We start from the raw sequence: 12,169 nt of genomic DNA, 5'->3' as shown, positions 1-12,169 counted from the left end.
GCATCCCAGCTAATCGCCAGCTCAAGACACTCAGGTTAAATTGGTACTCAGCCAACAATACGGACAGGGCGCTCAGCGTTGCGATAGCGTTCAGAGCGGCGGGTCCGGTCATTCACACTTCCTGCCAATTGACCACAAGCTGCATCAATATCATCACCGCGAGTGGTTCTGACGGTTACGGTATAACCTTTGTCGAGTAAAATCTGTTGAAAGCGTCGCAAAGCGTTATTACTCACCCGCTGATAATCGGAAAGCTCAAACGGATTAAAAGGGATTAAATTAATTTTTACTGGCACATCGCGCAGTAGTTCCGCCAGTTGCTCAGCATGCTCAGGGCGATCATTAACCTCGCGCATCAGCGTATATTCGATGGTCATCTTACGATGGGTGTCTGGCATGCGGTCGATATAGCGCTTAGCAGAATCCAACAGCATCGCAATCGGATATTTTTTATTGATCGGTACTAGCTCATTGCGCAGTTCATCGTTGGGCGCATGCAGGGATATCGCCAGGCTTACATCAGTAACATCCGCAAGGCGATCCAATGCGGGTACTACACCTGAAGTAGACAAGGTTACGCGGCGCTTGGAGATGCCATAGGCGTTGTCTTCCATCATCAGGTTCATGGCATCGACTACATTGTCGAAGTTGAGCAGGGGTTCACCCATTCCCATCATCACTACATTGGTTACCTTGCGTGGACCTTTCGGCTGTAGCTGGCCGAAAGACTTACAGGCAATCCACACCTGCCCAATGATTTCAGCAGCAGTTAAGTCCCGATTGAAGCCCTGTTTTCCGGTTGCACAAAAACTGCAATCCAAGGAGCAGCCCACTTGGGAGGATACGCATAAAGTACCGCGATCCCCATCGGGGATATAAACGGTTTCGATGGCATTATCACCAGAAACTTTAATGAGCCATTTGCGCGTACCATCGGCAGAATCCCACTGCTCCAATACTTCCGGAGCGCGAATCTCAGCAACTTCTGCCAGTTTCTGGCGCAGTGCCTTGCTGACATTGGTCATTTCAGCAAAGTCACTCACCCCGTTTTGGTGAATCCACTTTAAAACCTGGATAGCGCGGAAACGCTTCTCGCCCAATGATTCAAAGAAGGCGGCCAGCTTTTCAACAGAAAGGCCGAGCAGGTTGGTTTTCTCAGCGGTCATTCATTTCACCTCGGGGAAGAACTGCACCGGCCCAGACGGACCAGTGCGATTTCAGCACACAAATTAAGCGCGCGGACAGATTTCGTCGTCAGCGAAGAAGTAGCTTACTTCGCGGGCAGCGGACTCTGCGGAGTCAGAGCCGTGTACTGCGTTGGCGTCAATGCTGTCAGCGAAATCAGCGCGGATGGTGCCAACAGCAGCTTCTTTCGGATTGGTAGCGCCCATCAGCTCACGGTTTGCCAGGATAGCGTTCTCGCCTTCGAGAACCTGTACAACAACCGGGCCGGAAGTCATGAAATCAACCAGGTCTTTGAAAAAAGGACGCTCTTTGTGCTCAGCGTAGAAACCTTCAGCTTTTTCGCGGGACAGGTGCACCATCTTCATGGCAACAATGCTCAGGCCAGCTTTCTCAAAACGGCTCTCGATTTCACCGATTACGTTTTTGGCTACTGCGTCCGGCTTGATGATGGAAAGGGTACGCTCCAGGGCCATGGTTATCTCCAATGTGATTTTTCGTTACTGAACTTACATACAGAAAGAGCAACCTGCACAGTTGCTCTTTCCTGATATTCCTTCCGTACCCACCGGGCCGGGGGTACTCAAATTTTGATCACCGCATTTCGCGGCCGGCGGATTATACGGGGTATTGATCGACTTTTGTACTCCATTACCAATACTCGGTTAACTCCACTCAACTACTCTCGCTCTTCAATCCAAGCGGCCTGGATCGCCTCCAGGATCTTCTCGCCACAGCGATCAGGGTCATCATCAAACCCCGGTAATGCCATTACCCAGTTACGCAGATCGACGAAGTTAACGGTAAGTGGGTCCACCTCTTCGTGAGTGTCGCAAAGTTCAATGGCGATATCGTGAATGTCAGTCCACTTCATTATTTGGCTCCCCCAATACCCGCACCGATCAGTGCTTTTCCGAAACCTGGTTTATTGTGTACTTGGGAATCTCGACTACCAGGTCTTCATCCTCAACGATGGCCTGACAGGAAAGACGAGATTCGGGCTCCAGCCCCCAGGCCTTGTCCAGCAGATCCTCTTCCAGCTCATCAGGCTCCTCAAGGGAATAAAAACCCTCGCGTACGATGACATGACAGGTGGTACAGGCACAGGCCTTCTCACAGGCATGCTCAATTTCAATATCGTTGGCCAGCGCTGCATCTATTACGCTGACACCACTCTCCGCTTCCACGACCTTACCCTCAGGGCAAATTTCGGCATGGGGTAAAAATACAATCTTCGGCATGGGTACTGACTCTCTATGGTCTCAATCCGACGGGGCTGTGCCCCAGCCGCTTATTTATCGAATTCATCCAGGCTGTGGCCCTGCATCGCTCGCTTAATCGACGCATCCATTCGCCGGGCAGCGAAGGGTTCCGACAGCTTATTCAGAGCTTCCATACGACGACGAATCTCTTCTGCATCGCCACCGTTATGGGCCAGACGCAACGCCTCCATAGCAAGTTCCAGCTCGTTTAATTCATTTTCCTGCAGCAACTGAGCACCATTTTCACGCAGTGCAACCAGCAGGCTTTCCAAGGTACGCTCTGCCTCTACCTGTGCCTCACGCAGGGCGCGCAGGGCAATATCTTCTGCAGCATGGGTATAGGAATCCTGCAACATACGGGCGATATCCTTGTCCTCAAGCCCGTAAGAAGGCTTGACTGTGATATCTGCACTGACACCACTGCTCTTCTCCACGGCACTAACTGACAGCAAGCCATCCGCATCCACCTGGTAAGTCACACGGATATGAGCCGCACCTGCCACCATCGGCGGGATACCGCGCAGCTCAAAGCGCGCAAGTGAGCGGCAATCGCTCACCAGCTCCCGCTCTCCCTGCACTACATGGATAGCCATCGCTGTCTGACCATCCTTAAAAGTGGTGAACTCTTGAGCCTTAGACACCGGAATCGTCGTATTGCGCGCGATCAATTTTTCAGTGAGGCCACCCATGGTCTCGATTCCAAGCGATAGGGGAATCACATCCAGCAATAACAGCTCATCATCAGATTTGTTGCCCACAAGCATATCCGCCTGCAAGGCCGCACCAATAGCAACAACTTGGTCCGGGTCTATTTCTGCATGAGGCGCTCGGCCGAAATAATTCTCGACCCGCTCACGCACCCGCAGGGTACGGGTAGAGCCACCTACAAGCACTACCTCCTGCACCTCCTCAACGTCGATGGCAGCATCGCGCAGAGCGCGCTTGCAAGCGCGTAAGGTTTTATCAATCAAGGGATCCAGCAGTGAGGCCATAGTTGCCCGGTCGAATACACCCTGCCAATCTCCCTGGCTCACCTCCGCCTGTTCGGCATTGGCCAAGGCTTCTTTCGCCGCACAGGCACTATCGAGGAGCTGGCGCTGGGTAGCGGCATCCAGGTCCGTACCCAGACCTGCCTGTTCGGCTATCCAGGCAGCGATGGTACGATCAAAGTCATCACCACCGAGTGCGGTATCACCACCAGTCGACATCACTTCGAAAACACCACGGGACAGGCGTAAAATGGAAATATCGAAGGTACCACCACCGAGGTCATAGACTGCTATAACCCCTTCCTCGCCCCTGTCCAGGCCGTATGCCACAGCCGCCGCCGTAGGTTCATTGAGTAGACGCAACACTTTCAAACCTGCCAGCTTGGCCGCATCTTTGGTGGCCTGACGCTGGGCATCATCAAAGTATGCCGGCACGGTAATCACCGCACCATCCAGCTCACCGCCATCCTTGCCGCATAGAGCCTCGCGGCCGCGCTGAGCCAACTTTTTTAGAATCTCCGCAGATACCTGTACCGGGTTTACCGGGCCGGCAGCAGTTTCGATGGAAGGCATACCCCCATCGCTGTCAGCGAAGTGGTAAGGCAACTGCTCACCAAGACTTTTGACATCTGCCACCCCACGCCCCATCAAGCGCTTGATGGAGATCATGGTGTTGTATGGGTCCTGCGCGGCCCGTGCTCGGGCCTTGGCACCCACGGTGATAGTCTCGCTGCCGTAGTGTACCGCCGAGGGCAGTATCACTCTGCCCTGCTCGTCGGCGATGGCCTCTGCTGAACCACTACGCACAGTCGCCACCAGCGAGTTGGTGGTCCCCAGATCAATCCCCACAGCGTACTTGCGCTGGTGAGGATCGGGGCTCTGTCCCGGTTCGGAAATTTGCAGTAATGCCATTGCTAATCTCTTCTATCGTCAGGGTGGCGTTGCCACGGCACAATCAGTGCCATATCCCAAGTTATTATCAATTGTCGCTCAGTAATCACCGAACAGATCGGCTTCCAGTTCTTCAATCTGCAACTGCAGCTTCACCAGGAACTGTTGTTTGCGCAGGGAGCCCTCGGCCTCAACCAACTTGCCAGCATCAAAAACCTCAGCAAATTGCTTTTGCTCATTGCGGAATAGGCCTTGCACTTCAACGGCAAGCTCTTCAAGGGCGGAGGCTGGATCGGGTTGCTCCCGTACCTCTTCGAGGCGTTCACGCAGCAACATCTGCTGCATCAGGAATTCCGTATCGGCGGTAGTCTGCTCCGGCGGTACTTCCACGCCGGCCAACTTAAGTAGATATGCGGCGCGCTGCACCGGGTCGCGCAGAACGGTGTGGGCTTCATTAATCTGTGCCGCCATCTGGATAGCCAGCAGCTGCTCACGCTCAGATTTGGAAGCGTATTTATCCGGGTGGAATTCCCTCTGCAATTCCCGATAGCGCGCTGCCAGGGCGTTGCGATCGAGTTCAAAGGTGGGCTCAAGCCCGAATATTTCGAAATGGGTCAGGTTGGTTGCCATCTCAGTTCACCTACCGGCACTGGGCCTTAAAAACTGGGCGGCGGCGCCCCCGCCCGGCAGTCGCTACCGGACCAATAAAAAGGCCGGCATGCACAGTGCACCCGGCCTCGCTGCGGCGAGTTCCGATTAAACGTGGAAACTCTCTCCGCAGCCACACTCATTTTTCACGTTAGGGTTAGAGAAGGTAAAGCCTTCGTTTAGCCCCTCTTTGACAAAGTCCAGTTGGGTTCCATCGAGGTAAACCAAACTTTTGGGGTCGACGATCAGCTTTACATCGTCCTGCTCGAACACCACATCTTCGGCTTCTGTCGAGTCGACAAATTCCAGTACATAGGCCAAGCCTGAGCACCCGGCGGTCTTAACTCCTACCCGGATACCGATACCTGTGCCGCGCTTGGCCAGCTGACTCTTGATATGAGTCTTGGCGGCCTCGGTCATGGTAATAGCCAAAACAATACCTTCACTGCTGTAGGGCACATAGCCCAGTAGAATTAACCTGCGGCGGACTCTTTTGCTTCACCAGCATTGGCAGATTCACCGCGTTTTTCACGAATATCGCGCACCGCAGCCTTGATCGCATCTTCCGCCAGTACCGAGCAGTGAATTTTTACCGGGGGCAAGGCCAACTCTTCAGCGATAGCGGTATTCTTGATCTGCTCTGCCTCATCAATGGTCTTCCCTTTTACCCACTCGGTGAGCAGGGAGCTGGAGGCAATAGCAGAACCACAGCCATAGGTCTTGAACTTGGCGTCTTCAATGACCCCTTCTTCACTTACCTGGATTTGCAGGCGCATCACATCACCGCAGGCAGGTGCCCCAACCATTCCAGTTCCGACGTTGTCCGCCTTGTCATCCATTCGCCCGACATTGCGGGGATGTTCATAATGGTCAATTACTTTATCGCTATAGGCCATGACTGTTCTCCTAACTCTTGCGCGCGCTTAGTGAGCGGCCCATTCAATCTTGTTCAGGTCTACGCCGTCTTTGTACATATCCCAAAGAGGCGACAGTTCGCGCAGCTTCTCAACCGCTTTGCGCACTTCAGTAGCAGCAGTATCTACATCCTGCTCGCTGGTAAAACGGCCGAAGCTGAAACGCAGTGAGCTGTGTGCCAGTTCATCGTTCACACCCAGGGCACGCAGCACATAGCTCGGTTCAAGGCTGGCGGATGTACAGGCTGAGCCGGAAGAGATCGCCAGGTTGCGCAGGGACATAATCAGGCTCTCGCCCTCTACAAACGCAAAGCTGACATTCAGGTTGCCGGGCACACGTTGTTCCGCAGATCCGTTGATATGAACCTCTTCCATATCCTTGATTTGATTCCAGAAGCGATTGCGCAGGGCCAGCAGTCGCTCTCCTTCTTGCGCCATTTCCTCTTTGGCAATGCGGAAAGCTTCACCCATACCCACAATCTGGTGAGTGGGCAGGGTGCCGGAACGCATACCGCGCTCGTGCCCACCACCATGAATTTGTGCTTCCAGGCGCACCCGTGGCTTGCGGCGAACATACAGGGCGCCGATCCCTTTGGGGCCGTAAATCTTATGTGCGGAGAAGGACATCAAATCGACCTTCATTTCCTGCAGGTCAATCGGCAACTTGCCGGCACTCTGCGCCGCATCCACATGGAAAATTACTTTGCGTGCACGGCACAGTTCGCCAATCGCGGCAACATCGTTGATTACACCAATCTCGTTATTGACGTGCATTAAGCTCACCAAAATGGTGTCCTCACGCAGTGCTTCCTCCACCTGCTCGGGATAAACGATGCCATCCTCACGCGGGTTCAGATAGGTGACCTCAAAGCCCTCACGCTCTAGCTGGCGGCAGGTATCCAGCACCGCCTTGTGCTCGATCTTTGAGGTGATGATGTGCTTTCCACGGCCCTGATAGAAATGGGCCGCACCCTTGATAGCCAGGTTGTCGGACTCGGTGGCACCGCTTGTCCAGACAATTTCACGCGGATCCGCATTAATCAGCTCCGCCACTTGTCGACGGGCATTTTCCACTGCCTCTTCCGCTTTCCAGCCGAACAGGTGGGAACGGGAGGCCGGGTTTCCGAAATTGCCTTCCATCGTCAGCTGTTCCGCCATTTTTGCGGCGACGCGCGGGTCCACCGGACAGGTAGCTGAATAATCCAGATAGATGGGAAGCTTCATAGTCATACCGTTTCCGCTCAATAAATCTCTAATACCCCGTCCCGGCCCCAACCGGGCCGGCACTTATAGTCCGCCAAGTACGGCGATGCGCTCTTCCGGTGTCTCACGCATATCCTGTCGACGCGCTACTTCCTGCACCTCCGCACGAGCCACAAGGTTGGCCAGGCTGATACCACTCAGAAAACCGTGAATCTGGTCGCTTAAATCAGACCAGAGATAGTGTGTCAGGCACTGTTCGCCATTGGCGCAATCGGCATTGCCACCGCAACTGGTGGCATCCACAGATTCATTTACCGCATCGATAATCTGTGCCACATAAATTTCTTCGCCGTCACGGGCCAGGCGATAGCCGCCACCGGGACCACGTACACTGGAAACCAAACCAGATTGGCGCAGGCGGGAAAACAACTGTTCCAGATAAGACAGGGAAATACCCTGGCGCTTGGAAATATCCGCTAGGCTGATCGGCCCACGCTCTGCGTGTAACGCCAGATCCAGCATGGCGGTGACCGCATAGCGGCCTTTAGTAGTCAAACGCATATCAGCTCCAAACTGATGTACAGCCTTTTCCGATCGGGGCGCGAGTATGGAATAACCCAGCACTACAGTCAAGTATATAACCCCCCGCCCAACTCGGGTATTTACCTAGTCGGGGCGCCCCTTACCTCCTGTGCGATGGATGTAATTCTGGATAGAGGTCAGCATGCCGCGGAGGATACCCAGTTCCATATCATCAGGGCGCACTCGACTAAATAGTCGACGCAAGCGGGTCATAGTCTGACGGGGGTTGTCAGGGTCGATAAAGCCCAGCTCGCCGAGAGACTCCTGCAGGTGATCAAAATACAGTTCCATATCGCTGGCCTTGGCTGGGGGGCGATCCCAGTCGGCATAGTTCAGCGGCTCCCCCTTTTCGGCCTCCAAGGCGGCCATACGCACTTCGTAAGCCAGTACCTGCACAGCAGTTGCCAGGTTCAGGGAACTGTATTCCGGATTTGCCGGGATATGTACATGGAAGTTACAGGCCTGAAGCTCTTCATTGGTAAGCCCACGGTCTTCGCGCCCAAAGACCAGCGCCACCGGGTGGCTTGGCGCCTCCGCGACCGCTCGCTCACCACATTGGCGCGGGGTCAGCAGTGGCCAGGGTATACGGCGCTCTCGGGCACTGGTTGCCACCACCAGACCACAATCCGCTACCGCTTCCTCCAGGGTATCTACAACCACAGCGCTATCCAGCAACTCCGCCGCCCCCGCCGCGCGCCAAATTGCGTTGGCCGCCGGGAATTCACGCGGAGCCACCAGGTAAAGTTGGCTCAAGCCCATATTCTTTAACGCGCGCGCCGCACCTCCGATATTACCGGGGTGGGCACTGTTAACCAAAACCACGCGCACATTGTCGAGCGCATTGAGCGGAGTCGTATCTAAAGGGGACTTGGCCATACTGAAGTAATAAATCGGTGTCATGGGGGCGCGCGAGTGTAGCAAAAATGGATGGGAATCCCTACAATCGCGTCCGCTGCGGTCAACTCGCAGTCTGCTTTTTAACCCCTTCAACCACTTAGTGCGGAATAGTTATGGAACCCATGCTAAATATTGCCCTGCGCGCGGCGCGCAAGGCCGGAGAACTGATCGAACGGGCCTGGGAGCGCGGCGACCTGATGAAATTCGAGGAGAAAGCGCGCAACGATTTCGTCACTGAAGTGGACAAAGCCAGCGAGCAGGAGATCATCTATCACCTTCGCAAGGCTTATCCCAAACACAGCATTCGCGCTGAAGAAAGCGGCTTGCTGGAGGGTGCGGAACCCGATTACGAATGGATTATCGATCCTCTCGACGGCACCACTAACTTTATCCATGGCGTACCCCAGTTTGCGATTTCCATCGCCTGCCGCTATCGCGGTCGCATTGAACATGCCGTGGTGCTGGATCCGATTAAACGAGAGGAATTCACCGCAAGTCGTGGTCGCGGTGCTGCTCTGAACGGACGCCGCATCAGGGTATCCCCGCGCCAGGGCATGCGCGGAGCGCTGATCGGTACTGGCCTGCCCTTTAATGGCCCGGCCCTGGAAAACATCGACCCCTACCTATCCGCCCTGAAAGAAATCGCCGGGCAGACCGCTGGTATCCGCCGCCCAGGCGCCGCAGCCCTGGACCTGGCCTATGTTGCAGCTGGTCGCTTTGACGGTTTCTGGGAAATGTACTTGAACACCTGGGATATCGCCGCGGGCTCCCTGCTAGTAAAAGAGGCAGGCGGCCTGATCAGTGACTTCCGCGGAGGGGAAGACTACCTGGATTCCGGCAATCTGGTGTGCGCCACCCCCAAAGTATTCAAGCCCCTGATACAAATCGTGGGCAAGCACCTCGGTGGTATCCGCTAACCCCGCGATGTAAATTACCCGGCTAATGGCCGGGTAATTTACAACTTTTCCTCAGTACAACCTGAGTGCATTTCAGGTAGATCGGCCTGCACTCACAAGGCTCTCCGCCAGCACTTTCGAAAGCTGCACAAAATCGAATTGATCCGGCAACATTGGGTGACTCTCCCCTGTAGGATTTTCACCAACCAACACAAAACGCGTCGACCGAGTGGAAATATCCTCCTCAAGGATACGCACCAGGTCCGCCGCAGACATACCCGGCAGTTCACTGTGAAACAGCAACACTTCGGGATGCATAGTTCGCGCAATAAAAATCGCCTCCACAACATCAGTGGCTACCAGGCACTGGATCTGCGGGGTATCTTTCAACATTTCTTTCAACCTGCTCGCAGCTGTAGGGCGGTTATCCACAAGCAATAGGCGCCCCTCAGGCAAATGTGACGGCACCTCCGGCTGGGCAGAAAAAGACATCAGCGCGTCAGGAGCATCAATCATGGGAAACTCGATCCAAAAAATCGATCCCTGCCCCTCCTGGCTATCAAAATCAATGCGCCCACCCATGGCCTCGGTCAAGCGCTTGGCAATCGCAAGCCCCACACCCGTGCCCTCAATATGACCTTTTTCCTCGCCCAGCCTATTAAATGGCTCGAACACTTCGGTACGCCGCTCCGGTGGGATACCTTTACCCGTATCGAGGATACTCAAGCGTAACCAGCCTTCAGCCTCTGGGGCAAAGTTGATAATGACGCGACCATTTTCCCGGTTGTACTTCACCGCATTGCCGGCGAGATTGAGAACCACCTGTTTATAGCGCACCGGATCCGCGCAAATATATGCGGACTCCCAACCCAGAGGCTCAAAAACAAGGCTCACCCGGCGAGTTTCAGCCAGGGGCTCAAGTAGACGCTTGCACTCGGCTACAAGCTCCGCAGGGCGAATGGATTCCATTGACGGACCGAGGCGCCGGCTATCAATACGAGCCAGTTCGAGCACATCCCCAACCAAGTGCAATAAATGCTGGCCGGCGCGACGAATCTCTCCCAGCCTCTGCCGCTGGTCCGAATTGAGGGTCTGGTCCAGTTCCACCATCTGGCTATAGCCCAGTATCGCATTCAGTGGGGTACGCAGTTCGTGACTCAGACTAAAAAGCAGATCTGCACGATGCGCATTCTCTTCGCGCTGCTGCTGTAGCTCCCGCTCCACTCGCGATAAAGTCTCGCGGCTACCACTGATATCCTGCAGGGTACCTAATACCCGTACCGGCTGGCCGCGACTGTTGAGCTGGGCCTTACCCCGGCAGCGCACCCAAACAATACTTCCATCAGAACGCCACAGGCGAAATTCAACATCAAGGGGAAGGCGCTCACGCACGTGGTCCTGCATGGCCTGCTCGACCCGGGAAGCATCTTCAGACAACACCCTGGCCTTCCACTGTGCCGCAGCCGAACGCCCAATACTGCGAATGGGGCTCACCTCATAACCGAGTATGCTCCAGCAGGCATCGTCTAACACCATCTCATCTGCACGCAGATCCCATTCCCACAAGCCATCGCCAACACCAGAGAGAGCCTGTAAGGGGCGCTCAGCCGGTAGGTTTGAAAGATAGCTCTGTGACAGGGCTTCACTGTAATCGGCACAGCTGCCGATAGCGATTGTTCCATTGGAATCACTGCTGTGAATCGTCCTACCCCATACCCTCAGCCAACGCAACTGGCCTGAGACATCATAAGCGCGGAAACAAGTATCAAAGTAGCCACCAACACCGTTAATCTGCTCACGCAAAGCAAAAATACGATCGCGCTCATCTATATGGACCTGACGCAGCTCACTGCCAGTCCAAAGGGATTCCAATGCACCGCGGGCGCTGTCTGCAAACAGGAGCCAAATATCTCCCTGGGCTCTCTGGGCACCGGTTTTCAAATGCCACTCCCACAGCCCGCAATCTACATCCTGCAATAATCCCTGCAGGTTCGCAGCTTGTCGGGTAAGCCGAGCAGCATCCAAAGTGTGCAGCTCATCGGAGGTAGCCAGCTGGAATAGGAGGGGAGGTTGGCCTGAAACTTGTGACTCGGACACACTGCGCTCAATTTGTTGGTATTCGCTTGCGGTAGAAATGGGTCATTTATACCGAGTAGTAAAAAGGGCGTCTATTCACCCGGCAATAACATCTGCGGGAATTCTACAAGAGGTCACAAACTTAAAGAATTGTTTCAAACGGAAATGCTGTGACAGATAAAAAAGGCCCCGCAAAGCGGGGCCGTAATCAGCGATGATGAGAGAAAACGGGAAGTTACTCAGAGGAGACGGTTTGCCATAACCTCGTGCATTCTTCCCGAAGTGCGGGTCATGCTTCCCGCACAATTAGTCAAAGCAATTGCCATGCCAACTATTGAAACTCCAATATCTCGGGGGCCGACAGTCCAGCACCTTAATTAATATCCTGACAATCGTGAACCAATAAGTGACTTCAGCTTCTTCTTTTGCGCCAGAATAGTGCACCAGATCCTACCGAATAACACTTACTGAAGTGAGATACCAACCTCTAGGCATCTCTCGCCACTGGGAATCATAACTCAGCCTATCAACCAGCAGATTGGGAATTAACCGCCAACCTCCGACTCGCTCAACGACTATCTTTGAATCAATGTGACTAACAAGGTGGCGATAAAGCGGGGTTCCAAGGC

13 protein-coding genes are annotated in these 12,169 nt (G+C 54.4%); 1 reads left to right on the top strand and 12 read right to left on the bottom strand.

Translation table 11 applies throughout. From position 1 onward, the window contains the following. Positions 1-47 precede the first annotated feature (47 nt). From rlmN to trmJ, 11 genes are all read right to left on the bottom strand, one after another. The gene (gene rlmN, locus G367_RS0105805) at positions 48-1,166 is read right to left on the bottom strand and encodes a dual-specificity RNA methyltransferase RlmN (protein WP_020412169.1); all 1,119 of its coding nucleotides are present in this window, start codon (positions 1,164-1,166) and stop codon (positions 48-50) included. A 63-nt stretch (positions 1,167-1,229) separates the two neighbouring features. Beyond that, entirely contained in the window at positions 1,230-1,658 is a 429-nt protein-coding gene (gene ndk / locus G367_RS0105800) for a nucleoside-diphosphate kinase (protein ID WP_020412168.1), read from the bottom strand. A gap of 203 nt (positions 1,659-1,861) precedes the next feature. Next, a complete protein-coding gene (gene iscX / locus G367_RS0105795; RefSeq protein ID WP_020412167.1) occupies positions 1,862-2,056 on the bottom strand; it encodes a Fe-S cluster assembly protein IscX in 195 nt (64 codons plus the stop codon). Positions 2,057-2,084: 28 nt separating this feature from the next. Beyond that, positions 2,085-2,423 (bottom strand): ISC system 2Fe-2S type ferredoxin, encoded by a 339-nt coding sequence (gene fdx, locus G367_RS0105790; RefSeq protein ID WP_020412166.1) that lies wholly within the window; start codon positions 2,421-2,423, stop codon positions 2,085-2,087. Between the two features lie 50 nt (positions 2,424-2,473). Continuing rightward, positions 2,474-4,345, bottom strand: a complete 1,872-nt coding sequence (gene hscA / locus G367_RS0105785) for a Fe-S protein assembly chaperone HscA (protein WP_020412165.1) — start codon at positions 4,343-4,345, stop codon at positions 2,474-2,476. A 78-nt stretch (positions 4,346-4,423) separates the two neighbouring features. Beyond that, the gene (gene hscB / locus G367_RS0105780; RefSeq protein ID WP_020412164.1) at positions 4,424-4,954 is read right to left on the bottom strand and encodes a Fe-S protein assembly co-chaperone HscB; all 531 of its coding nucleotides are present in this window, start codon (positions 4,952-4,954) and stop codon (positions 4,424-4,426) included. Positions 4,955-5,080: 126 nt separating this feature from the next. Beyond that, on the bottom strand, positions 5,081-5,431 hold the full coding sequence (gene iscA / locus G367_RS0105775; protein WP_020412163.1) for an iron-sulfur cluster assembly protein IscA: 351 nt from the start codon (positions 5,429-5,431) through the stop codon (positions 5,081-5,083). Between the two features lie 14 nt (positions 5,432-5,445). Then, on the bottom strand, positions 5,446-5,868 hold the full coding sequence (iscU, locus tag G367_RS0105770; RefSeq protein ID WP_020412162.1) for a Fe-S cluster assembly scaffold IscU: 423 nt from the start codon (positions 5,866-5,868) through the stop codon (positions 5,446-5,448). A 27-nt stretch (positions 5,869-5,895) separates the two neighbouring features. After that, positions 5,896-7,110: an IscS subfamily cysteine desulfurase gene (locus G367_RS0105765; RefSeq protein ID WP_026304945.1), complete on the bottom strand. Its 1,215-nt coding sequence runs from the start codon at positions 7,108-7,110 to the stop codon at positions 5,896-5,898. A 63-nt stretch (positions 7,111-7,173) separates the two neighbouring features. Then, positions 7,174-7,650, bottom strand: coding sequence for a Fe-S cluster assembly transcriptional regulator IscR (gene iscR, locus G367_RS0105760; protein WP_026304944.1), 477 nt, complete (start codon positions 7,648-7,650; stop codon positions 7,174-7,176). Between the two features lie 105 nt (positions 7,651-7,755). Beyond that, positions 7,756-8,547 (bottom strand): tRNA (cytosine(32)/uridine(32)-2'-O)-methyltransferase TrmJ, encoded by a 792-nt coding sequence (gene trmJ / locus G367_RS0105755; protein ID WP_051089477.1) that lies wholly within the window; start codon positions 8,545-8,547, stop codon positions 7,756-7,758. 134 nt (positions 8,548-8,681) lie between these two features. On the opposite strand from trmJ, the gene G367_RS0105750 reads away from it, so the two are divergent. After that, positions 8,682-9,485: an inositol monophosphatase family protein gene (locus G367_RS0105750; protein WP_020412158.1), complete on the top strand. Its 804-nt coding sequence runs from the start codon at positions 8,682-8,684 to the stop codon at positions 9,483-9,485. 72 nt (positions 9,486-9,557) lie between these two features. Here the strand turns inward: G367_RS0105750 and G367_RS0105745 are convergent, their stop codons facing one another. Beyond that, complete coding sequence (locus G367_RS0105745) at positions 9,558-11,561, bottom strand: hybrid sensor histidine kinase/response regulator (protein WP_020412157.1); 2,004 nt, start codon at positions 11,559-11,561, stop codon at positions 9,558-9,560. Positions 11,562-12,169: the final 608 nt, after the last annotated feature.

The sequence above is a fragment of the Microbulbifer variabilis ATCC 700307 genome (genome assembly GCF_000380565.1).
In the GTDB taxonomy this organism is placed as follows: domain Bacteria; phylum Pseudomonadota; class Gammaproteobacteria; order Pseudomonadales; family Cellvibrionaceae; genus Microbulbifer; species Microbulbifer variabilis.
The sequence above is the reverse complement of the archived record's forward strand: the minus strand, read 5'-3'. Positions and strand labels throughout refer to the sequence as shown.

Coding starts and splice junctions, on each gene's coding strand:
- G367_RS0105750 (WP_020412158.1), top strand. CDS start 8,682: ATGGAACCCATGCTAAATATTGCCCTGCGCGCGGCGCGCAAGGCCGGA.
- hscA (WP_020412165.1), bottom strand. CDS start 4,345: ATGGCATTACTGCAAATTTCCGAACCGGGACAGAGCCCCGATCCTCAC.
- iscU (WP_020412162.1), bottom strand. CDS start 5,868: ATGGCCTATAGCGATAAAGTAATTGACCATTATGAACATCCCCGCAAT.
- G367_RS0105765 (WP_026304945.1), bottom strand. CDS start 7,110: ATGAAGCTTCCCATCTATCTGGATTATTCAGCTACCTGTCCGGTGGAC.
- rlmN (WP_020412169.1), bottom strand. CDS start 1,166: ATGACCGCTGAGAAAACCAACCTGCTCGGCCTTTCTGTTGAAAAGCTG.
- hscB (WP_020412164.1), bottom strand. CDS start 4,954: ATGGCAACCAACCTGACCCATTTCGAAATATTCGGGCTTGAGCCCACC.
- trmJ (WP_051089477.1), bottom strand. CDS start 8,547: ATGGCCAAGTCCCCTTTAGATACGACTCCGCTCAATGCGCTCGACAAT.
- iscX (WP_020412167.1), bottom strand. CDS start 2,056: ATGAAGTGGACTGACATTCACGATATCGCCATTGAACTTTGCGACACT.
- ndk (WP_020412168.1), bottom strand. CDS start 1,658: ATGGCCCTGGAGCGTACCCTTTCCATCATCAAGCCGGACGCAGTAGCC.
- fdx (WP_020412166.1), bottom strand. CDS start 2,423: ATGCCGAAGATTGTATTTTTACCCCATGCCGAAATTTGCCCTGAGGGT.
- iscR (WP_026304944.1), bottom strand. CDS start 7,650: ATGCGTTTGACTACTAAAGGCCGCTATGCGGTCACCGCCATGCTGGAT.